This is a genomic window from Streptomyces sp. NPDC048462, from assembly GCF_043200175.1.
GTDB lineage: Bacteria > Actinomycetota > Actinomycetes > Streptomycetales > Streptomycetaceae > Streptomyces.
On sequence record NZ_JBICXG010000002.1, the window covers coordinates 481,363 to 501,172 of the forward strand.

The following is a 19,810-nucleotide window of genomic DNA, read 5'->3' on the forward strand; positions in this document are numbered from 1 at the left end:
GGTAGATTGCCGTTCCGTGGAGCGGACCAGGGTCACGTTAGCTGAGAGGTAACCGGGAAAACAATGGATTCCGACAGGGCAGTTGCCGGAACGGACGATGCGGGGGTTCCGGCCAACTCGGTGGCGAAGGCGCTCCGGGTGCTGGACGCGCTGGCGCAGCCGGACGCGCCGCACCGGCTCGGCGAGATCGCGGAACGCTCCGGCGTGGCGAAGGCGAGCGCCCACCGCATCCTCGGCACGCTGATCGCGGAGGGGTACGCGGCGCCGGACGGCGAGGGACGCTACGGCATCGGCGACCGGCTGCAGGCGATGGCGGCGCGCGTGCTCTCGGAGGACACGGTCGGGATCGGCGCGGTGCTGCGCGCGCTCCAGCAGCGACTCGGCCAGACGGTGCACCTGGCCGTCCTGAGCGGCGACCACGCCACCTATACGCACAAGGTGGACCCCGACCGCGCCTACCGCATCGCCACGGAGGTCGGCATGCGGCTGCCGCTTCACGCGACAGCCGCAGGCAAGGCGCTGCTCGCCCACCTCCCCGCCGCCGAGGCCTCGGCGCTGCTCGACGACTCGCCGCTGACGCCCCGGACCGCTCAGACGATCACGGATCCCGGTGAGCTGGAACGGCAGTTGAAGGCCGCACGGGCCGACGGCTTCGCCATCGACTACGAGGAGCACGAACAGTCGATCTGCTCCCTTGCCGCCCCGGTACTGGACAGCGGCGGCTACCCGGTGGGCGCGGTCTCCGTGTCGGCGCTCACCTTCCTCGTCACCCGCGAACAGCTGCCCTCCTTCGCCGACGCGGTCCGTCAGGCGGCGGCGGACGTGGCGAGACGCCTCTGAGCGGGCGGTTCACAGGGGCGGTTCGGGGAGAGGCGGTTCACGGAGCCCGCTCGCTCGGGGATGTGCGGCCGATGAGGTTTCCCGGTCATCGGCCGGGCGGGCGGGCCACCGAGCGGACGGGCGGGCGGATCAGCGCAGTCCGGCGAAGAGGTCGTTCTCGGGTACGGCCGCGCCAGTGGTGTCCTTGACCCGTACGAAGGTCTCCAGGCCCATGAACTCGCCGAACCGCTCCTTGCCCATCTTGAGGAAGAAGATGTTCTCGCCCTGGCTGGCGTGCGCGGCCAGCGCGTCGAACTTCTGACCGCTGAACGCGGTGGCGTCCACCCACGTGGTGATCTCGTCGTCGGGGAGGCCGATCTCGGCCATCGCGGCGGCCTCGGCAGGGTCGGGCTCGGGCATGTCCTCGTGGAACTCGCGCATGGTCTCGCCGAACCGCTGCATCATCGAGCGCGGCATCGTCGTCCAGTACACCTTCGGGGTCAGCGAGGTCATCTCCAGCGCCGCCATCGTGATGCGGTGGGCCTGGATGTGGTCGGGGTGGCCGTAGAAGCCGTTCTCGTCGTAGGTGACGACCACATCGGGCCGGTAGTGCCGCATGAGCTCCGCGAGCCGGGCGGCACCCTCCTCGACGGGGGTCTGCCAGAAGGCCCCGGGGGCCTCGTTGCTGGGCCAGCCCATCATCCCGGAGTCGGCGTAGTCCAGCATCTCCAGATCGCTGATCTTCAGGACCTCGCAGCTCGCCTCGAGCTCCTGACGGCGCATGGCGGCGACGGTCGCGGGATCGTGTCCGGGATCGTTCGGCTTGGCGCCCCCCGGTCCGTCACCGCAACCGCCGTCGGTACACGTCACAAGAACCGTGCGGATGCCCTCCGCCGCGTATCGCGCGAGGATGCCGCCCGTTCCGGTGGCCTCGTCATCGGGGTGGGCGTGCACTGCCATGAGCGTCAACGGCCGGTCAGTCATGAAAAGGTCCTCCTGCAGAAATGCTTCTCGGTACGGGTGCGCGGCGGGCGTACACCTCACGGAGCGGACGACACCTCGGTCGCCATGGTTCCCCGTCCGTGCGGCGCCGGCCCCCGGTCGGTGCAACCGTGCCGGCCGGACCGTCTGTTCCCGACGCCGCCGATCGGCCTTCGACGCGTCCCCCGCGGACCGGCCGGCACGACGCGCGGCGCGCAGGAGGACGAGGACGGCGGCGGCTGTCCTCCCGCTGTCACCGCCGGCCACGCCCCGCTCGGACACCGGAGCCCGTCCGGCGGCGTCGAACATCTGCGTGGTCAAGGTTTGAATGTGCCGACGCGGTAAAGACGGTCCTTGACAGAAACTTTATACGGCTAGGCAGGAGAGGCATTATGGGCATCATTGCTTGGATCATCATCGGGTTGCTCGCGGGCCTCATCGCAAAGGCGCTGATGCCGGGCAAGGACCCGGGCGGCCTCATCATCACGATGCTCATCGGCATCGCGGGCGGTCTGCTCGGCGGCTGGCTCGGCAAGGTCATCTTCGGCGTCGATTCGATCGACGGCTTCTTCGACCTCTCCACCTGGATCGCCGCCATCGTCGGCTCGCTCATCCTCCTCGTGCTGTACCGCGTCTTCACGGGCAACCGCCGCCACGCCTGACCCGTACGCAGCTCACCACGGAACGGCTCCGCCCTCCCCGGGCGGAGCCGTTCCGCGCTCATGGCGGCGGAGCCGGCCACTTCGCGGCGAGCGCACCGTCGGCGTTCCAGCCGTACCGCCGCACGTACGCGACGGTGGCCCCGTCTCCCGGCGGGGAGGGACACCGCATCATGAGCGGGCCGGACAGGGCGCCCCGGTACCTGCCGTACAGAACGAGTGCCTCCTGGTCCCGGCCCGCCACGTGCAAGGCCCGCGCCCCGCGCTCCAGAGCCTCGATGTCTTCCCGCTCGCGAGGTGCCGACCGGGCGCTGCCCACCCCTCCGGCTGAGAGCGCGTACGACTCGGCCGAGTTTGATGAACCGTAGGGAGTACCTCAGCGTGAGCGACATCGTGGTCCAGAAGATCGTCCGGCCCGAGCGCGCGATATCGGGCCCGTGGCTGGAGGTGATCGCCTCGAATCTCGACTACCACCGGGCGGCCTTCCTGTGGAAGTGCGAGGGCCTCTCGGACACACAGCTTCGGCAACGCCCCGTACGGTCTTCCGCGTTGACCCTGCTGGGACTCATGCGTCATCTACAGGGAGTCGAACGAGTCTGGTTCCAGCGGACGTTGGCCGCGAGGACGCCTGACTTCCTCCCCTGCCGGACCTACGTCACCACTGACGGTGGCGAGTGGTACGACGAGTCGGACGCCACGCCGGCCAGGGACGTCTACGAGGAGTACCTCAAGGCCTGCGAGGAGTCGCGGCAGGTGTTCGCGGAGGCGACCGTCGACCTCGCGCGTATCGTGCCGAACCCGGAGTTCGGTGACACCGATGTGCGGTTCGTCCTTGAGCACGTGATCGAGGAGTACGCGCGCCATGTCGGCCACGCGGATCTTCTGCGTGAGGCCATCGACGGCGCCACCGGCGAGTAGAGGAGCGCCGCGCCTCACGAAGCAGGCCTGCGGGGACTCGTGCTACTGCGGCCCCTGGGCGGCCGGGTCGGAACCCAGGGCCGCGTCGAGGAGGGAGCCGAGCTCGTCGAGCTGTTCGGGAGTGAGGGCGCGGAACGAGTTCGCGGCGGTGACTTCCGCCGCGGCCTGGCCCTCGGCCCGCAGGCGTGCGCCCTCGCCGGTGAGCCGATGCCGCACCGCGCGCCCCGGGCCCGGCACCCGCTCGATCAGGCCGCGTTCGGCCATCCGGACGGCGAGCGACCCGAACGACTGGTCCGTCTGGAAGGTCAGCACCGCCAGGTCGTGCAGCGACGCGTCGGGCCGGCTGTGGAGGTGGCGCAGGGTGTCCCACTGGACCAGCGAGAGGCCGAGCGGGGCCAGTGCCTTGCTCATCGCGCGGTGTTGGCGGTGCTGCAGGCGCTTGACGGCCAGGCCGACCTCGGACGGTTGACGCATGCCGGAAGCCTACCGCGATCACAGATTGCTCAGATACAGAAGCTGATCTAAGGTTACTTATATAAGGAACCTTAGATCAGAGGAGATGGAACACGATGAACACCCCGGTTGCCGCCGACACCCTGCGACCCGCCCACACCTCCACCCATACCGTCACGACGCCCGCCGGGACGTCCGGAATATCCGTCCGGGACCGCGACGGCACCCGCCCGTTCCTGCTTCTGCACGGAGGCGGCGGCGTCGCCACCATGACCGGGTTCGCCGATCTCCTCGCAGCGCGCGCCCACGCCCGGGTACTGCTGCCGACCCACCCCGGGTTCGGCGGCACCTCCAGGGCCGACGGCCTCACCGGGGTCACCGAACTGGCCCGCGCGTACGTCGCGTTGCTGGAGGAACTCGACCTCACCGACGTCACCGTCGTCGGCAACTCCTTCGGCGGCTGGCTCGCCGCCGAGGTCGCCCTGCAGGGCAGCCCGCGCGTCAGCGGCATCGTCGTCATCGACGGAATCGGCATCGAGGTGGACGGCCACCCGATGACCGACGTACGCGGCATGACGCAGCGCCAACTCCGCAGCCACTCCTTCCACGACCCGGGCAGGGCACCCGTCCCGCCCGCCGGGCAGGCCGGGCCGAGCCCTGACGTCCGGGCCCTCATCGGGTACGCGGGCCCGACCATGTCGGACGAGACCCTCGCCGCCCGGCTGCGCGGCCTCGACCTGCCGGTCCACGTCATCTGGGGCGAGAGCGACGGCATCGTCGGCCCCGACTACGGCCGCGCCTTCGCCGACGCCATCCCCGGCGCCGTGTTCACACTGCTCCCCCACACCGGCCACCTCCCGCAGGTGGAGACCCCCGAAGAACTCCTCGACGCCATCCTCGGTATCGGCAGCTGACCGCACCTCGAACAGAGACACCCGCCCCAGAACACCCCTGGCCACTCGTCACTTGGTGAAGACGAGACTGACGTTGTGTCCGCCGAACCCGAACGAGTTGGCCAGCGCGGCGGACCACTGCCCGGTGCGCGGCTCGCCGCGGACCACGTCCAGTTCGACGCGCGGGTCGAGTTCGTCGAGGTTGCGCGTGGCCGGCAGCGTGCCGTCCCTGAGCGCGAACAGGGCGGCCATGGCGCCCACCGCTCCGGACGCGCCGATCATGTGACCGGTCATCGACTTCGTCGCCGTCACAGCGGCGTGGCCGCCGATGGCCCGGCTGATCGCCTGGGCCTCCGCCAGGTCGCCGGACTCCGTCGAGGTGGCGTGGGCGTGCACGACTCCGATGTCCGCAGGGGCCAGGCCGGCGTCGCGCAGCGCCAGGTCGATGGCGAAGGCCTGGCCATCCGCGTCGGACGCTGTGATGTGGTCCGCGCTCGAACCCACGGCGCTGCCGGCCAGCGTGCCGTAGGCACGTGCTCCACGGCCCCGGGCGAACTCGGCGCGTTCGAGCACCATCATCCCCGCACCCTCGCCCATGACGAACCCGGACCGCTGGACGTCGAAGGGGCGGGACACGGCCTCCGGGTCCGACGACTGCGTCGACAGGGCCTTCATCTGCGCGAATGCCGCGATGACGAAGGGGTGCAGGCATGCCTCCACCCCTCCCGCGACGACCACGTCCACCCGCCCGCCGGCGATCAGGTCCTGCCCCAGCGCGAGGGCTTCCGCCCCGGACGCACAGGCGCTGACCGGAGTCCTGGCGCCGCCCCTCGCGCCCAGGTCCATGCTCACCCAGGCCGCCGGCCCGTTGGGCATCAGCATGGGGACCGCGAACGGCGACAGCCGGCGCATCCCGGCGCGTTCGAAGATGTCGTCCTGCCCCAACGTGCTGAGGATGCCGCCGGTTCCCGTCCCGATGACGACGGCGAACCGTTCCGGCTCGACCTGCGGAGCACCGGCGTCCTGCCAGGCCTCACGCGCGGTCAGGACAGCGACCTGCTCACCGCGGTCCAGCTTCCTGGCCTCGGTCCTCGGAAGCAGGGAGGCAGGGTCCACCGTCAGCCCGGCCGCAAGGTGCACGGGCAGGTCCGCGGCCCACTCCTCCCCCAGGAGACGGACCCCCGACTTGCCGTCCAGCAGCCCCGACCACGACGACGACGCGTCCGCTCCCAGTGGCGTCATCGCGCCGACGCCTGTCACCAGCACACGACTGTCACGGGTCACACGAGCCTCCTTAAATTGTCCGAATACCACAGAGGTCCTGACTTGCCCTCATGGGGATCATGCCAGCGTTCAGAAGGAAAATCAGGGGAGGAGGCGACCGATTCGAAAGTGAGAAATTGTGCTACTCCAACAACTGGGGAGGTGGCTCGTGGCGTTGCCAGGCAGTACGACCCACGCGGCAGCCGGGCACCCAGGGGCGGTCCCGGTCCAGGGCCGCCCCGATCCCGCCCCGATCCCGTTCCGGGGCCAGCCCGTTGCCGGTCCCGGCACACCCTGGGTTCTCTCCGCGCCAAATCGTGGCTGAATCCCGCCGGGACCAGGGCAAACATCACGTGGCCGCGATCATCGTATCGAGTTAATGTCGGCGGATTTCCTTGGTCCGGATGGCAGAGCGGCCATTACTGTTCCCCTGGATCTGGACGGATTCACCTTCGTATCCGCTGTTTTCGTCCGGTTGTTCGGTGTGTTCGCATATGCCCTCGCCCGCCCTGACCAAGGAGAGCCTGCCCGATGACTGTTGACTCGAATGCGGAAACGCGGCTGGAACTGCCCAAGCAGTCCAGTCTGGGTACGGCGGCCGCCCGCAACCTCGCCACCACGACCAAGTCCGCCCCGCAGATGCAGGAGATCACCTCCCGCTGGCTGCTGCGGATGCTTCCGTGGGTGGAGACCAAGGGCGGCGCCTACCGGGTGAACCGCCGGCTCGCCTACACCGTCGGGGACGGCAAGGTGGAGTTCGTCCAGGACGGCGCCGACGTCCGGGTGATCCCGCAGGAGCTGGGCGAACTGGCCCTGCTGCGCGGCTTCGACGACCTCGACGTGCTCACCGCCATCGCCGGCCGCTGCATCCAGCGCGACTTCCGGGCGGGCGAGACCCTGGTCGAGCGGGGAGCGGCGGCCGACCGGATCCACCTCATCGCGCACGGCCGCATCGGCCAGAGGTCCGTGGGCAATTACGGCGACGAGGTCGCCCTGGACGTACTCGCGGACGGCGACCGGTTCGGGGACGACGCGCTGCTGGACGAGGACGCCCGGTGGGAGCAGACCGCTGTCGCCGAGACCTCGGGCACGCTGCTCACCCTGTCCCGCGCCGACTTCGCGGCCGTGGTCGCCAACGCGCCTGCCCTCCGGGCCCACGTCGAACAGTTCACCTCGCGCTCCCAGCAACGGCAGAACCACCGCGGCGAGGCCGAGATCGCGATGTCGGCCGGCCACACCGGAGAGCACGCGCTGCCCGGCGCCTTCGCCGACTACGAGCTGAATCCGCGCGAGTACGAACTCTCCGTCGCCCAGACCATCCTGCGGATCCACACGAGGGTCGCGGACCTCTACAACGGGCCGATGAACCAGACGGAGGAACAGCTCAGGCTCACCATCGAGGCGCTGCGCGAGCGGCAGGAGCACGAGCTGATCAACAACCGGGAGTTCGGGCTCCTGCACAACGCCGACTTCAAGCAGCGCATCCAGCCGCACTCCGGCCCGCCGACCCCGGACGACCTGGACGAACTGCTCTGCCGCCGCCGGGGTTCCAAGTTCTTCCTCGCGCACCCCAAGACGATCGCGGCGATCGGACGGGAGTTCAACTCACGCGGCCTCTACCCGGACCACGTGGACCTCGGCGGCCAGCAGGTCCCGGCCTGGCGCGGGGTTCCGATCCTCCCCTGCAACAAGATCCCCGTCACGCCGGAGCGGACCAGCTCGATCCTCGTCATGCGTACCGGCGAGGAGAACCAGGGCGTCGTCGGTCTGCACCAGACGGGCCTGCCGGACGAGTACGAGCCGGGGCTCTCGGTCCGCTTCATGGGTCTCGACGAGAAGGCGATCACGTCCTACCTCGTCACGACCTACTATTCCGCGGCCATCCTCGTGCCGGACGCGGTCGGCGTGCTGGAGAACGTGCAGATCGCCCGCTGGCCCAAGTAGCCGGCCCGGCCCGTACCGCGTGGTGCGACGCCCGGACTCGACGGACTGACCGCGCCCGCCCGGTGCCCCGCGCCCGGAGCACTCCGGACAACCGCCCACCCCTCAAGGAGTCATGGATGCCCGCACCCGAGCTGCCACCTCCGCAGTCGAGCCTGCCGGAGGCGGCTTCCCGCTTCGGGGCCCACCTGCTCGCCGAAGCCTCGGCCCGCGCCCGCAACATCAGAGCCACCACCGGTGGCCCGCCCAGCCTGCCGGTGCCTTCCGGGGCGGCCGCGCCCACCCCGGAAGCACCGCCGGTCACCGCCCCGCGACCGCCGGCCACGATCTTGGCGCCGTCGGCGGGACGGGTCCTGGGAGGGCCCACCGGTCTGGGCACCGCGAGCCTGCGCACGCTCCTGCGGCGCGCCGAGCCGCAGGCGCCCGCAGTAGCCGCCTCGGATGCCGGTGGGGAGGGCGGTGGACAGGGCAAGGTGATCCCGGGCCTCTACCACCACCCGGTCCCCGAGCCCGACCCGGTGCTGGTCGAGGAGGTCAGCCGCCGGATCAAGGCCTGGGCCCTGGACGAGGTCGCCCTTTATCCGGAGGACTGGGAGGAGCAGTTCGACGGCTTCTCCGTGGGCCGCTACATGGTCGGCTGCCATCCGGACGCACCCAGCATCGACCATCTGATGCTCGCCACCCGGCTGATGGTGGCCGAGAACGCCGTGGACGACTGCTACTGCGAGGACCACGGCGGATCGCCCGACGGTCTGGGCGAGCGCCTGCTGCTGGCGCACACCGCCCTCGACGCCCTGCACACCACCGCGGAGTACCGGCCGCAATGGGCGAAGTCGCTCCAGGCGGACGCGCCCCGGCGCGCCTACCGCTCCGCCATGGAGTACTTCGTCCGGGCTGCCGGCCCCTCCCAGGCGGACCGGCTCCGGCACGACATGGCGCGGCTGCACATGGGCTATCTGGCAGAGGCCGCCTGGGCGCAGATGGACCACGTCCCACAGGTGTGGGAGTACCTGGCGATGCGCCAGTTCAACAATTTCCGCCCCTGCCCCACCATCACCGACACGGTCGGCGGTTACGAACTCCCGGCGGACCTGCACGCCCTGCCTGCCATGCAGGAGGTCATCGCGCTGGCGGGAAACGCGACGACGATCGTGAACGACCTGTACTCGTACACCAAGGAACTCAACGCGCCGGGCAAGCACCTGAACCTGCCCGTCGTGATCTCCGAACGTGAGGGGGTCTCCGACCGCGAGGCCTATCTGAAGTCGGTCGAGATCCACAACGAGCTCATGCACGACTTCGAAAGCGCGGCCGCTTCCCTGGCCGCGGAAACCCCCGTCCCGAGTGTGCAGCGCTTCCTGCGCGGTGTGGCCGCTTGGGTCGACGGCAACCACCACTGGCACCAGTCGAACACCTATCGCTACAGCCTGCCCGACTTCTGGTAAGAGAATGGACTCATCCGTGACCAACGCCGAACTCACCGCCACCGCCGCGCCCACCGCCGGTTCCGCCCCCGCGTCCGCCTCCGCCCCGGTGCGCATCCCCAGCCCCGCGACCCCGTACCAGGGCGACATCGCGCGCTACTGGGACGGCGAGGCCAGGCCGGTGAACCTGCGCCTGGGCGATGTCGACGGGCTCTACCACCACCACTACGGCATCGGTGCGGTGGACACCTCGGCGCTCGGTGACGCCGGGGACGGCGCGAGCGAGAAGAAGCTGATCTCCGAACTCCACCGACTGGAGTCGGCCCAGGCCGAGTTCCTCCTGGGCCACCTCGGCGACATCGGGCGCGAGGACACCCTGCTGGACGCCGGCTGCGGCCGCGGCGGCTCGATGGTGATGGCCCACCAGCGCTTCGGGTGCAAGGTCGAGGGCGTCACGCTCTCCGCCAAGCAGGCCGACTTCGCCAACGGCCGGGCCGGCGAGCTCGGCCTCCAGGACCATGTCCGGGCGCGCGTCTGCAACATGCTCGCCACCCCGTTCGAGACCGGGTCGGCGGCGGCCTCCTGGAACAATGAGTCGAGCATGTACGTCGACCTCCACGACCTGTTCGCGGAACACTCCCGCGTCCTGGAGGTCGGCGGCCGCTACGTGACCATCACCGGCTGCTGGAACCCTCGGTACGGCCAGCCGTCGAAGTGGGTCTCGCAGATCAACGCACACTTCGAGTGCAACATCCACTCGCGCCGGGAGTACCTCCGCGCCATGGCCGACAACCGGCTGGTGCCCCAGACCATCATCGACCTCACCCCCGACACCCTGCCCTACTGGGAGCTGCGGGCCACCTCCTCGCTGGTGACGGGGATCGAGGACGCGTTCATCAACTCGTACAGGGACGGTTCGTTCCAGTACCTCCTGATCGCGGCAGACCGCGTCTGACCCTGCGGCACCACCCGCACAGCCATCAGCAGAACCCCCGTCGGCACCCGCCGGCGGGGGTTCTCGCGTTCCGTGCGCCGCACCGGGAATCCATCAGGCATCGAATCGCCCTAAAGGGCACAAAAGCCTCTGATGTGCTTGAGTTTCTATTCAAACTTCAACTTCACAATCCACGTCCACATCCACGTCCACATCCACGTCCACTTCCACCTACAACCGGACCGGTCTCACGTGCGGGCCATGTGCGACGGGGTCGACTACTGACCGTGCTCGCCGGGTGGGTCAGGGCGTGGCCGCGGACACCACGTACACGACCGGGGCCATCGGGTCGGTCATGTCGACGGTGATGTCCTGGCTGGGACGCGGGTCCTCGTTGGTGTGCCTGGTTCCCGACCAGGCGACGCCGTCGCCGAAGTACCAGCCCGCGACCTTCGTGTCACGGGCACCGACGGTGATCCTGCCCTCGGTCAGGGCCGCGCGGCCGGTGCCGACGTTGGTCAGGAACCGGTCGAGACCGTTGGACGACGTGCGGAACTGCACGTACATCCGACTGGCCTTCCAGTTGTTGGTCTCGTAGTACTCGACGTCCTGCGCGTCCCACGGGATCGGCACCTCGAAGATCCGGCGCAGCATCCGGGACGGCCAGCCCTCGCGGAGCCCCTGCGCCGCGGCCTCGGCGGCCTTGTCCTCGCCGGAGCGGCGGCTCTGGCTCGCGGAGATCAGCAGGTATCCGGCCGGGACTCCGATGAGCAGCACGATGATGGTCGCCGTGATCAGGCGCCGGCGGATCGTTCTGCGCCGGTCCTCGGGCAGCCGCCCGTCGCCCTGCTCGGGCGGCGGGGACTGACGCGGCACGACGGGGTGCTCGGCTGCGGTCATGGCTCTGGGGGTCCCTAGGAAGTGCGGGTGTTGCGGGTGTTTCGGATGGTGCTCGCTGCCTGGTCGTAGATCTGCGCGTACCGCTCGTACCGCTCGACGCGGCGGCGGTTGGTACGGCGGAACCTGCGGGCCACCAGTCTGGCGAGGTCGGCGGCGCCGACCATACCCGCCTCGGGCCCGAGCTGCGCTTTCGCGATCCGCGCCTCGGGCCGGTAGCCGCGGCCGGTGAGGTGGCGTTTGAAGGCGTCCCTGGCCGGTCCGATCAGCAGGTCGTCGGCGGCGCTGACACCGCCTCCGATGACGAAGCAGGAGGGGTCGAGCGCGGCGGCCAGATTGGCGATGCCGACGCCGAGCCACTGGCCGATGTCCTGGAGGAGTTCGATGCACATCGCATCGCCCTCGCGGGCCAGTTCGGTGATGAGCGGTCCGGTGATGTCGGGGATGTTGCCCTTGACCCGCTCGATGATTCCGTGGGCCACCGGGGAGTCCGCCGCGGCCAGTTCCCTGGCCTCGCGGACGAGTGCGTTCCCGGAGCTGTACTGCTCCCAGCAGCCTCGGTTGCCGCAGGGGCAGCGGTGGCCGCCGGGCACCACCTGCATGTGGCCGAACTCACCCGCTACGCCGTATTTGCCGCGCTTGACCTGACCGTCCTCCAGGATCGCGCCGCCGATGCCGGTGCCGAGCGTGATCATGACGAGGTGGTCCTCGCCCCGGCCCGCGCCGAAGCGCCATTCGGCCCAGGCGGCGGTGTTGGCGTCGTTGTCGACCATGACCGGGACGACCAGCCGGGAGGCGATGGCGTCGCGGAGGGGCTCGTCGCGCCAGGCGAGGTGCGGGGCGAACAGCACCTTGGACCGGTCCGCGTCGACCCAGCCGGCCGCGCCGATGCCCACCGCGTGCACGTCGTGGCGGTCGGAGAGGTCGAGGACCAGCTCGACGATGGTGTCCTCGACGACCTTGGGGCTCTTGGACTTGTCGGGCGTCTCGGTGCGCAGGGTCTCCAGGATGTTGCCGTCGGCGTCGACGACGCCGGCCATCACCTTCGTCCCCCCGATGTCGATGCCGACGGTGGGGACCCGCGGCGCGGTGAGGTGCGAGCGCCGCTCCCGGGTGCCGACGGTCCGCAGGACGGTGGCGCGGGCGGAGCCGCGGTGCGTGAAGTCGCGGTACGTGCTCATCGTCCCTGGGGGGTCGGGGTGGCCGGGGTCGGGGTGATCCCGGCGGCGGGCGGCGCCCGTCGGCCCCGATTCTGCCACTGCCGGGGCGGCGGGGCTGCCGGACGGGGTCGGCGGCCCCGCCGGACTACGGGATGTCGTGCTTCGCGGCGGGGCCGCCCCGCAGGTCCGGGCCGGGGGTCCGCTCCAGCTCGTGGCTGAGCTCCTCCAGCTCGCTGCCGCCCGCCATCTGGCGGGTGAGCTCGTCCAGCGTGATGCCGCCCTTGGTGTGGCTGCCGGCCATGGCGCCACGCTTGAGCAGCACGAAGCGGTCACCGACCAGATACGCGTGGTGCGGGTTGTGCGTGATGAGGACCACGCCCAGCCCGGCGTCCCTGGCGGCGGCGACGTACTTGAGGACGACGCCTGACTGCTTGACGCCCAGCGCCGCGGTCGGCTCGTCCAGGACGAGCACCTTGGCGCCGAAGTGGACCGCCCGCGCGATGGCCACGCACTGGCGCTCGCCGCCGGACAGGGTACCGATGGGCTGGTCGACGTCGCGCAGGTCGATGCCCATCCGCAGCAGCGCGGAACGGGTCGTCTCGCGCATCAGGCGGACGTCGAGGCGCTTGAAGGGGCCCGCGCCGGTGGTCGGCTCGGAGCCCAGGAAGAAGTTCCGCCAGACCGGCATCAGCGGGACGACCGCGAGGTCCTGGTAGACCGTGGCGATGCCCCGGTCCAGGGCGTCGCGCGGGTTGGCGAGCGTGGTCTCCTCGCCGTCCACGAGGAAGCTTCCGGCGTCGTGCCGGTGCAGCCCCGCGATGATCTTGATGAGGGTGGACTTGCCGGCGCCGTTGTCACCGAGGACGCAGGAGATCTCGCCCGCGTGCACCTCCAGCGAGACGTCCTCCAGCGCCTTGATGTTGCCGTAGTACTTACTGACGTGGTCGAGCTCGACCAGCGCCCGCGGCTCGGTGTCCTGCGGCGCGTCCGGTGCCGTGGGGGCCGTCATTTCGTCGCCTCCGCGCGCTTGCGTACCCATGCGTTGAGCAGGGTGGCCAGGAGCAGCATCGCTCCGAGGAAGAATTTGAACCAGTCCGGGTTCCACTCCGCGTACACGATGCCCTTGCTGGTCATGCCGAAGATGAAGGCGCCGACCGCCGAGCCGATCGCGGAGCCGTAGCCGCCGGTGATCAGGCAGCCGCCGATGACGGCCGCGATGATGTAGATCAGCTCGTTGCCGACGCCCTCGCCGGACTGCACCACGTCATAGCTGAACAGCAGGTGCTGTCCGGAGACCCAGGCGGCGAAGGCCACCCCGAGGTAGAGCCCGATCTTGGTCCGGATGACCGGGACGCCGACCGCGCGGGCCGCGTCGGCGCCGCCGCCGACGGCGTAGATCCAGTTGCCGAAGCGGGTGCGGAGCAGGATCCAGGTGGCGACGGCGACGAGCACGGCCCACCACAGGATGGTCACCTTCAGCTCGACACCGCCGACGGTCCAGTAGGAGGCGAAGAGCTTGCGGGCGGAGGGGAAGCCCTCCATGTTGCCGATGGTCTTCGTCGAGACGGTGCCGCTGATCAGCTTGGTGAAGCCGAGGTTCAGGCCGGTCAGCATCAGGAACGTGCCGAGCGTGATGATGAAGCTCGGCAGTTTCGTGCGCGTCAGCATGAAGCCGTTGAACGCGCCGATGGCGAGCGTGACCAGCAGCGACACGAAGACGCCGACCCACACGTTGGCCGTCATCTGGTAGCTGAACATCGACGAGATCAGTGCGGAGCTGGTGACCATCACCCCCGCCGAGAGGTCGAACTCGCCGCCGATCATCAGCAGCGCCACCGGCGCGGCCATGATCCCGATGGTGGAGGCCGCGTACAGCACCGTGCCGAAGCTGGTGGCGCGCAGGAAGCTGTCGGCGACGATCGCGAAGAAGAGGAAGACGGCCAGCGCGCCGACGACCGAGCCCAGCTCGGGGCGGCCGAGCAGCTTGCGCAGCGGTGAGGCGCGCAGCAGCCGCTCGTCCGTCCCGGCGGGCGACGACGATCCGGAGGCCGCGGTCATCGGGTTCCCCGGTCCGCGTACTCGGCGAGCTGGGCCGCGTCGGCGGAGGTGATCACCTGCGGGCCGGTCAGGACCGGGCGGCCGCCGCCGAGCACGTTGCGGTTGTAGCGGTAGAGCCAGAGCAGGTCGACGGCCTCGTACCCCTGGAGGTAGGGCTGCTGGTCGACGGCGAAGCCGAGGGTCTTGGCCTTCAGCTCGGCCGCGACCTTGGCGTTCAGGTCGAAGGTGTCGATCTCGGCCTTGCTGCCGGCGGTCTGCTTCGCCTTGACGGCGGCGTCCGCGAACGGCGCGCCGAGGGTGACGACCGCGTCGATGTCCTTGTCGGCCTGGAGCTTCGCCTCGATGGAGGCCTGGACGTCCGGCATGTTGGTGCCCTCGACGTACAGGTTCTGGATCTCGCCGTCGAAGGCCTTCTTCGCTCCGGCGCAGCGCTGCTCGTGGCCGACGTTGCCCTGCTCGTGCAGGATGCACAGGGCCTTCTTGCGGCCGCGCTTGTTGAGCTCGTCGCCGACGGCCTCACCGGCGATGGACTCGTCCTGGCCGATGTGGGTGAGCGCGCCGAACTGCTTGGACTCCGCGACGCCCGAGTTCACGGTGATCACCGGGATGCCGGCCTTGGTGGCCTTGGCGACGACGTCCTTCATGGCGTCGGGCTTGGCGAGCGTGACGATCAGGCCGTCGACCTTCTTGTCGATGGCGGCCTGGACCAGCTGGGCCTGCTGCTGTGCCTCGTCGTTGTGCGAGTACAGGAAGTTGATGTTGTCCTTGCCCGCCGCCATCTTGGCGCCCTTCTGGACGATGTCCCAGAAGGTGTCGCCGTCGCCCGAGTGGGTGACCATGGCGAAGGTCCAGCGGGGCGTGTTCACCGCGGACCGGCCCTCGGCGGCGGCCTGCGCCGCCCGGTCCTCCGCCCGCTTGCCGCCGGTGCTGCTGCATCCCATGAGGGAAGCCCCGAGCACCGCCGCAAGCACGGCGCCCATCGCACGTACCCCTGTCCGAACCCTTGCCACGACTCCGTGCCCTTCTCGTGCTGCTCGTTGTGCTGCTGGTGGAGCCGGGGCCCGTGCGGTCCCGGTCCGGCTGGGCAAGTATCCCCGAGCCGCCGCCGCCGTCACCCGGCAGGGCGCGGCGCGTGTGTCGGGACGGGGCGCGTACGGCGCCGGGGGCGGCCGGGTGCCGTCCCCGGCGCCGTACGAGAAGCCGGGAAGCCTCCGACACCGTACGGAAGTCGTGGGGCGCTGTCACCGTACGGGGAGGCGGAAATCGAAGGAGTGAGGCGGGGCCCGGCGGGGCGGGCGTGAATTTCCCGGCCGGGGCGGGCCGGGGCGGGCCGGGGCGGGGCGGCGGGAGGCGGCGGCCGCCGCTCCGACACCCTCATTGCTTTGTCAGGACATATAGTTGACAGCGTTGCCGGTGACCGGCACGTTGGGTCCATGCGCATCGGACTCATCGGCACCGGCCGGATCGGCTCCTTCCACGCGGGCGTGCTGTCCCGCCACCCCGCGGTGGACGCCCTGGTGGTGACGGACACCGACCCGGCCCGCGCGGCGGAGGTCGCGCGCCGGGCCGGAGCGGTCACCGCCGGCTCCGCCGCGGAGGTGTTCGGCGCGGGCGTCGACGCCGTGGTGATCGCCTCGGCCACCGCGGCGCACGCCGAGCTGATCGGCCGGGCCGCACACGCCGGGCTGCCCGCGTTCTGCGAGAAGCCCGTCGCCCTCGACCTGGCGGGCACGCTGGCCGCGCTGCGCGAGACGCGGGAGGCGGGGAGCGTGCTCCAGCTGGGGTTCATGCGCCGGTTCGACGCGGGTTACACGGCGGCGCGCACGGCCGTGCGCGGCGGGGCGCTGGGCCGGCTGCACACCGTGCGCACGGTGACCTCCGACCCTGCGCCGCCGCCCGCGGCCTATCTGCCGCTCTCCGGCGGGCTGTACCGGGACTGCCTGATCCACGACTTCGACATGGTGCGCTGGGTGACGGGCCGTGAGGTGACGCGGGTGTACGCCACCGGCTCGGACGCGGGGCCCGCGATGTTCCGTGAGGCCGGCGACGTGGACACCGCGGCTGCGCTGCTGACCCTCGACGACGGCACGCTGGTCACAGCGACGGCGACCCGCTGCAACGGGGCCGGGTACGACGTGCGGATGGAACTCGCCGGGGAGCTGGACCAGCTCGCGGTCGGCCTGGACGACCGCACCCCGATCACCTCCGCCGAACCGCAGGGCCCCACGGCCCCGGCCAAGCCCTGGCCGGGGTTCCTGGACCGCTTCGCCCCGGCGTACGAGGCCGAACTCGACGCGTTCGTGCGCCTGGTGCGCGGCGAGGCCGCCAATCCGTGCGACGGTCTGGAGGCCCTGCACGCGTTGCGGGTCGCGGAGGCGTGCGAGCTCTCGCGCCGGGAGCGCCGGCCGGTGGAGCTGGCGGAGATCCCCGGGGCCTGAAACCCCGGCAAGGGCTTCGGGGGCCTCACCACCGGACCGGCAGGCCCTCCGGTCCCCGGATGAGCATCCCGGTCCGCCAGGTCAGCGTGTCCGGATCCGCGTCCAGGGCCAGCCCGGGGCAGCGTTCCAGCAGCGATCCGACCGCCACCGCCGCCTCGATACGGGCCAGCGGCGCGCCCAGGCAGTAGTGGATCCCGTGACCGAAGGCGACATGCCCCCGGGCGTCCCTGGTGATGTCGAACCGGTCCCCGTCCGGGTAGCGGTCCGGGTCGCGGTTGGCATCGGCCATCGCGATCAGGACCAGCTCGCCGCCGCCCGGGACGACCGTGCCGCCGATGTCGATCGGTCCGGTCGTGAAGCGGTACGTGGGGGTCTCGATCGGGCCCGCGTAACGCAGCATCTCCTCCACGGCGTTGTCGATCAGACCGGGATCCGCCCGCAGCGCCGCGAGCTGCTCCGGGTGGGTGAGCAGGGCGAGCACCCCGTTGGAGATGAGGCTCACCGTGGTCTCATGGCCGGCCACGAGCAACAGCCACGCCATGCCCAGCAGTTCATCGGCCGACAGCCGGTCGCCGTCCTCGTCGGCCGTGTGGATCAGCGCGCTCATCAGGTCATCGCCGGGCTGTTCGCGCTTGTCGTCGAGGAGCCCGGCCAGATAGCGGGACGTGTCGGAGGTCGCCGCGCTCCGCGCCGCCGCGTCGATGGAGGACACCGCGGTGTTGGACCACGCCCGGAAGGCCTGACGGTCCAGGAAGGGGACGCCGAGCAGTTCACAGATGACGGACATCGGGAGCGGGAACGCCAGCGACTCGACGAGGTCGGTACGGCGGCCGGGCAGGACCAGCATCGTGTCGAGCAGTTCGTCGGTCAACCGCCGCACACTCGGCAGGAGTTGCCGCATGCGGCGGGGCGTGAACTCCCGGGTGACCAGCTTGCGCAGCCGGGTGTGCACGGGTGCGTCCGTGCTGAGCATGGACGTCCCGGAGGAGACCTTGCTCACGCCGAGGGAGGGCGAGGCCAGGGCCCACTGTTTGGAGAGCCGCTGGTCCGCGAGCGCGGCCCGGCCCTCCTCGTACCCGACGACGAGCCAGGCGGGCGCGCCCTCCGGGATGCGGACCCGGTGGACGGGGCCCCGGGCCCGCAGGGCCGCGTACACGCTGTACGGGTCGCGGGTGAAACGGTCCCCCATGGCCCCGAGGTCGACTGTCTCTCGCGTGGTCAAGCCGGACTCCTTCAGGACGACGAGGCGTTCAGGACGGTGCCCTGGGCGACCGCGCACAGCGTTTCGGCGCCGCCCGCGTCAACGGTGAACAGATCGCAGCGGGCCACCGCCTGCCGGCGGCCGGTGTGGACGACGAGGGCGCGGGCGACGAGTGCTACGCCGGTGGCGGGCCGCAGGTACTGGATCGAGAACCCGCCGGTCAGCACGGCCGGGCCGAGTGCCGTTCCGGCGGCGAAGGTGAGCGCGTTGTCGGCGGCGTACGCGAGCACCCCGCCGTGCATGAATCCGTTCTGCTGCCGGAGTTCCTCGCGGCCGTCGATCTCCAGCGTCGCCCCGCCGTCGCCGAACGCGGTGATCCGCGCTCCGAGGAGTGCGCTGAACGGCTGGCTGTCGAGCACCTTGCGGGCCGTCTCCAGGTCGAGTCCGGTCATGACGTTCCTTTCTTTCCCGGCAGCACGTCCGCCCTAACGGACATCTCGTCGATGCGTGCGGCTCACCAGCGCACCGGGAGCGTTCGCGTCCCCCGGATCAGCATGCCGGGCAGCCACTCCGGCTCCCCGGCGTCCGGATCGAGTACGAGTCCTGGGCACCGTTCCAGCAGCGCGCGGACCGCGATGCGGCCCTCCATCCGGGCCAGCGGCGCGCCCAGGCAGAAGTGCACCCCGTGTCCGAAGGCCAGGTGTCCCTGGGCCTCGCGGCGGATGTCGAACCGGTCCGGTTCCGGGTAGCGGCCGGGGTCGCGGTCGGCGCCCGCCAGGGCGACCAGCACCGGATCACCGGCCGCGACGGCGGTCGAGCCGATCGTCGCGGCCTCCCGGGCGAACCGGAAGGTGGCGGTCTCCACCGGTCCGTCGTAGCGGAGCATCTCCTCGACCGCCCCGTCGATCAGCCCGAAGTCGGCTCGCAGAGCTGCTAGTTGTTCCGGGTTTTCGAGCAGGGCCCGTACCCCGTTGGCAATCAGGTTGACCGTCGTCTCGTGGCCTGCGACGAGCAACAGGAAGGCCATGCCGACCAGTTCGTCGGGCGACAGCGCGTCCTCGTCCTCGTATCGTGCGGCGATCAGCGCACTCAGCAGGTCATCGCCCGGTGAGCGGCGCTTGTTCTCGATCAGCTCGGCGAGATAGCCGCCCATGGCGCGGACCGCGTCGCCGTTTTCCTGCGCACCGGCAGGGGAGACCACGCCGTTGGACAGCAGGCGGAAGGCGTCCCGGTCCAGGTCGGGCACTCCGATGAGTTCACAGATGACGGTGATGGGCAGCGGGAAGGCGAAGGCGTCGACGAGATCCGCCTGCCCGGCGGGCACCATCGCGTCGAGCAGTGCGTCGGTGATCTGCCGGACGCGGGGCCGCAGCGCCTCGATCCGGCGGGGGGTGAACTCCCGCGCGACCAGCTTGCGCAGCCGTGTGTGGTCGGGTGCGTCCATCTCCAGCATGTTGGCGTTGATCGGGTCGCCCGCACCCGTCTGCCCGGGCAGCGTCCGCCAGTCCTTGCCGAACCGCTGGTCGGCCAGGACGGAACGCCCCTCGTCGTACCCGACGACCAGCCACACCCGGTCGAACTCGTCGGTCCGGACGCAGTGCACCGGACCCGCGACGCGCATCTTCTCGTAGTACGGGTACGGATTCGCGGTGAAGTCCGCGCCCCCGCGCAGATCCGCATCGACTTCGGACATCGGCCCACCCTCCCGGTCTGATCGGTCCGGCCGCGAGGACCGGCCGGTTCAGCGTATGCCGCCGGGCCCGCACCGGAC

At 70.7% G+C, this 19,810-nt stretch carries 20 protein-coding genes; 8 read left to right on the forward strand and 12 right to left on the reverse strand.

Annotation, left to right across the window (positions count from 1 at the left end; genetic code table 11):
• Positions 1-63: 63 nt before the first annotated feature.
• On the forward strand, positions 64-840 hold the full coding sequence (locus tag ACGFU6_RS05265) for an IclR family transcriptional regulator (protein WP_393608156.1): 777 nt from the start codon (positions 64-66) through the stop codon (positions 838-840).
• 129 nt (positions 841-969) lie between these two features.
• Here ACGFU6_RS05265 and ACGFU6_RS05270 read toward each other — a convergent pair whose 3' ends face one another.
• Complete coding sequence (locus ACGFU6_RS05270; RefSeq protein WP_393608157.1) at positions 970-1,803, reverse strand: PIG-L family deacetylase; 834 nt, start codon at positions 1,801-1,803, stop codon at positions 970-972.
• Between the two features lie 389 nt (positions 1,804-2,192).
• Between ACGFU6_RS05270 and ACGFU6_RS05275 the strand changes: the two genes are divergently transcribed.
• Positions 2,193-2,462: a GlsB/YeaQ/YmgE family stress response membrane protein gene (locus ACGFU6_RS05275; RefSeq protein ID WP_123531458.1), complete on the forward strand. Its 270-nt coding sequence runs from the start codon at positions 2,193-2,195 to the stop codon at positions 2,460-2,462.
• Positions 2,463-2,520: 58 nt separating this feature from the next.
• Here the strand turns inward: ACGFU6_RS05275 and ACGFU6_RS05280 are convergent, their stop codons facing one another.
• Entirely contained in the window at positions 2,521-2,778 is a 258-nt protein-coding gene (locus tag ACGFU6_RS05280; RefSeq protein ID WP_393608158.1) for a hypothetical protein, read from the reverse strand.
• Between the two features lie 62 nt (positions 2,779-2,840).
• Between ACGFU6_RS05280 and ACGFU6_RS05285 the strand changes: the two genes are divergently transcribed.
• Entirely contained in the window at positions 2,841-3,377 is a 537-nt protein-coding gene (locus ACGFU6_RS05285) for a DinB family protein (protein ID WP_393608159.1), read from the forward strand.
• Positions 3,378-3,419: 42 nt separating this feature from the next.
• On the opposite strand, the gene ACGFU6_RS05290 is transcribed toward ACGFU6_RS05285, so the two are convergent.
• Positions 3,420-3,851: a MarR family winged helix-turn-helix transcriptional regulator gene (locus ACGFU6_RS05290; RefSeq protein WP_393608160.1), complete on the reverse strand. Its 432-nt coding sequence runs from the start codon at positions 3,849-3,851 to the stop codon at positions 3,420-3,422.
• Positions 3,852-3,946: 95 nt separating this feature from the next.
• Between ACGFU6_RS05290 and ACGFU6_RS05295 the strand changes: the two genes are divergently transcribed.
• Positions 3,947-4,744 (forward strand): alpha/beta fold hydrolase, encoded by a 798-nt coding sequence (locus tag ACGFU6_RS05295; protein ID WP_393608161.1) that lies wholly within the window; start codon positions 3,947-3,949, stop codon positions 4,742-4,744.
• Between the two features lie 48 nt (positions 4,745-4,792).
• Here ACGFU6_RS05295 and ACGFU6_RS05300 read toward each other — a convergent pair whose 3' ends face one another.
• Entirely contained in the window at positions 4,793-6,007 is a 1,215-nt protein-coding gene (locus ACGFU6_RS05300; protein ID WP_393608162.1) for a beta-ketoacyl-[acyl-carrier-protein] synthase family protein, read from the reverse strand.
• Positions 6,008-6,517: 510 nt separating this feature from the next.
• Here ACGFU6_RS05300 and ACGFU6_RS05305 point away from each other — a divergent pair.
• The 3 genes from ACGFU6_RS05305 (at position 6,518) to ACGFU6_RS05315 (ending at position 10,306) form a co-directional block, all read left to right on the forward strand.
• Positions 6,518-7,930, forward strand: a complete 1,413-nt coding sequence (locus ACGFU6_RS05305; RefSeq protein ID WP_393608163.1) for a family 2B encapsulin nanocompartment shell protein — start codon at positions 6,518-6,520, stop codon at positions 7,928-7,930.
• 116 nt (positions 7,931-8,046) lie between these two features.
• Complete coding sequence (locus ACGFU6_RS05310) at positions 8,047-9,372, forward strand: family 2 encapsulin nanocompartment cargo protein terpene cyclase (RefSeq protein WP_393608164.1); 1,326 nt, start codon at positions 8,047-8,049, stop codon at positions 9,370-9,372.
• 16 nt (positions 9,373-9,388) lie between these two features.
• On the forward strand, positions 9,389-10,306 hold the full coding sequence (locus ACGFU6_RS05315; RefSeq protein ID WP_393608386.1) for a geranyl diphosphate 2-C-methyltransferase: 918 nt from the start codon (positions 9,389-9,391) through the stop codon (positions 10,304-10,306).
• 282 nt (positions 10,307-10,588) lie between these two features.
• Here the strand turns inward: ACGFU6_RS05315 and ACGFU6_RS05320 are convergent, their stop codons facing one another.
• The 5 genes from ACGFU6_RS05320 to ACGFU6_RS05340 form a co-directional block, all read right to left on the reverse strand.
• Complete coding sequence (locus ACGFU6_RS05320) at positions 10,589-11,185, reverse strand: hypothetical protein (protein WP_393608165.1); 597 nt, start codon at positions 11,183-11,185, stop codon at positions 10,589-10,591.
• A gap of 14 nt (positions 11,186-11,199) precedes the next feature.
• Positions 11,200-12,363, reverse strand: a complete 1,164-nt coding sequence (locus tag ACGFU6_RS05325) for an ROK family glucokinase (protein ID WP_123527511.1) — start codon at positions 12,361-12,363, stop codon at positions 11,200-11,202.
• A gap of 124 nt (positions 12,364-12,487) precedes the next feature.
• Entirely contained in the window at positions 12,488-13,351 is an 864-nt protein-coding gene (locus ACGFU6_RS05330) for an ATP-binding cassette domain-containing protein (RefSeq protein ID WP_393608166.1), read from the reverse strand.
• Positions 13,348-14,400, reverse strand: coding sequence for an ABC transporter permease (locus tag ACGFU6_RS05335; RefSeq protein ID WP_393608167.1), 1,053 nt, complete (start codon positions 14,398-14,400; stop codon positions 13,348-13,350). The genes ACGFU6_RS05330 and ACGFU6_RS05335 overlap by 4 nt, the downstream gene beginning before the upstream one ends.
• Positions 14,397-15,380 (reverse strand): sugar ABC transporter substrate-binding protein, encoded by a 984-nt coding sequence (locus ACGFU6_RS05340; RefSeq protein ID WP_393608168.1) that lies wholly within the window; start codon positions 15,378-15,380, stop codon positions 14,397-14,399. Before ACGFU6_RS05340 ends, ACGFU6_RS05335 begins: the two co-directional genes overlap by 4 nt.
• A gap of 453 nt (positions 15,381-15,833) precedes the next feature.
• On the opposite strand from ACGFU6_RS05340, the gene ACGFU6_RS05345 reads away from it, so the two are divergent.
• Complete coding sequence (locus ACGFU6_RS05345; protein ID WP_393608169.1) at positions 15,834-16,838, forward strand: Gfo/Idh/MocA family oxidoreductase; 1,005 nt, start codon at positions 15,834-15,836, stop codon at positions 16,836-16,838.
• Between the two features lie 25 nt (positions 16,839-16,863).
• On the opposite strand, the gene ACGFU6_RS05350 is transcribed toward ACGFU6_RS05345, so the two are convergent.
• From ACGFU6_RS05350 to ACGFU6_RS05360, 3 genes are all read right to left on the reverse strand, one after another.
• Entirely contained in the window at positions 16,864-18,060 is a 1,197-nt protein-coding gene (locus tag ACGFU6_RS05350) for a cytochrome P450 (RefSeq protein ID WP_393608170.1), read from the reverse strand.
• An 11-nt stretch (positions 18,061-18,071) separates the two neighbouring features.
• Complete coding sequence (locus ACGFU6_RS05355; protein WP_393608171.1) at positions 18,072-18,491, reverse strand: PaaI family thioesterase; 420 nt, start codon at positions 18,489-18,491, stop codon at positions 18,072-18,074.
• A gap of 62 nt (positions 18,492-18,553) precedes the next feature.
• Positions 18,554-19,732 carry a cytochrome P450 gene (locus ACGFU6_RS05360; protein ID WP_393608172.1) on the reverse strand — a complete coding sequence of 393 codons (1,179 nt, stop codon included), beginning with the start codon at positions 19,730-19,732 and terminating at the stop codon, positions 18,554-18,556.
• Positions 19,733-19,810 lie beyond the last annotated feature (78 nt).

Excerpts from the sequence above, each read along its gene's own strand:
- ACGFU6_RS05265 (WP_393608156.1), top strand. The coding sequence starts at position 64 with ATGGATTCCGACAGGGCAGTTGCCGGAACGGACGATGCGGGGGTTCCG.
- ACGFU6_RS05270 (WP_393608157.1), bottom strand. The coding sequence starts at position 1,803 with ATGACTGACCGGCCGTTGACGCTCATGGCAGTGCACGCCCACCCCGAT.
- ACGFU6_RS05275 (WP_123531458.1), top strand. The coding sequence starts at position 2,193 with ATGGGCATCATTGCTTGGATCATCATCGGGTTGCTCGCGGGCCTCATC.
- ACGFU6_RS05290 (WP_393608160.1), bottom strand. The coding sequence starts at position 3,851 with ATGCGTCAACCGTCCGAGGTCGGCCTGGCCGTCAAGCGCCTGCAGCAC.
- ACGFU6_RS05295 (WP_393608161.1), top strand. The coding sequence starts at position 3,947 with ATGAACACCCCGGTTGCCGCCGACACCCTGCGACCCGCCCACACCTCC.
- ACGFU6_RS05305 (WP_393608163.1), top strand. The coding sequence starts at position 6,518 with ATGACTGTTGACTCGAATGCGGAAACGCGGCTGGAACTGCCCAAGCAG.
- ACGFU6_RS05310 (WP_393608164.1), top strand. The coding sequence starts at position 8,047 with ATGCCCGCACCCGAGCTGCCACCTCCGCAGTCGAGCCTGCCGGAGGCG.
- ACGFU6_RS05320 (WP_393608165.1), bottom strand. The coding sequence starts at position 11,185 with ATGACCGCAGCCGAGCACCCCGTCGTGCCGCGTCAGTCCCCGCCGCCC.
- ACGFU6_RS05325 (WP_123527511.1), bottom strand. The coding sequence starts at position 12,363 with ATGAGCACGTACCGCGACTTCACGCACCGCGGCTCCGCCCGCGCCACC.
- ACGFU6_RS05330 (WP_393608166.1), bottom strand. The coding sequence starts at position 13,351 with ATGACGGCCCCCACGGCACCGGACGCGCCGCAGGACACCGAGCCGCGG.
- ACGFU6_RS05335 (WP_393608167.1), bottom strand. The coding sequence starts at position 14,400 with ATGACCGCGGCCTCCGGATCGTCGTCGCCCGCCGGGACGGACGAGCGG.
- ACGFU6_RS05340 (WP_393608168.1), bottom strand. The coding sequence starts at position 15,380 with ATGGGCGCCGTGCTTGCGGCGGTGCTCGGGGCTTCCCTCATGGGATGC.
- ACGFU6_RS05345 (WP_393608169.1), top strand. The coding sequence starts at position 15,834 with ATGCGCATCGGACTCATCGGCACCGGCCGGATCGGCTCCTTCCACGCG.
- ACGFU6_RS05355 (WP_393608171.1), bottom strand. The coding sequence starts at position 18,491 with ATGACCGGACTCGACCTGGAGACGGCCCGCAAGGTGCTCGACAGCCAG.
- ACGFU6_RS05360 (WP_393608172.1), bottom strand. The coding sequence starts at position 19,732 with ATGTCCGAAGTCGATGCGGATCTGCGCGGGGGCGCGGACTTCACCGCG.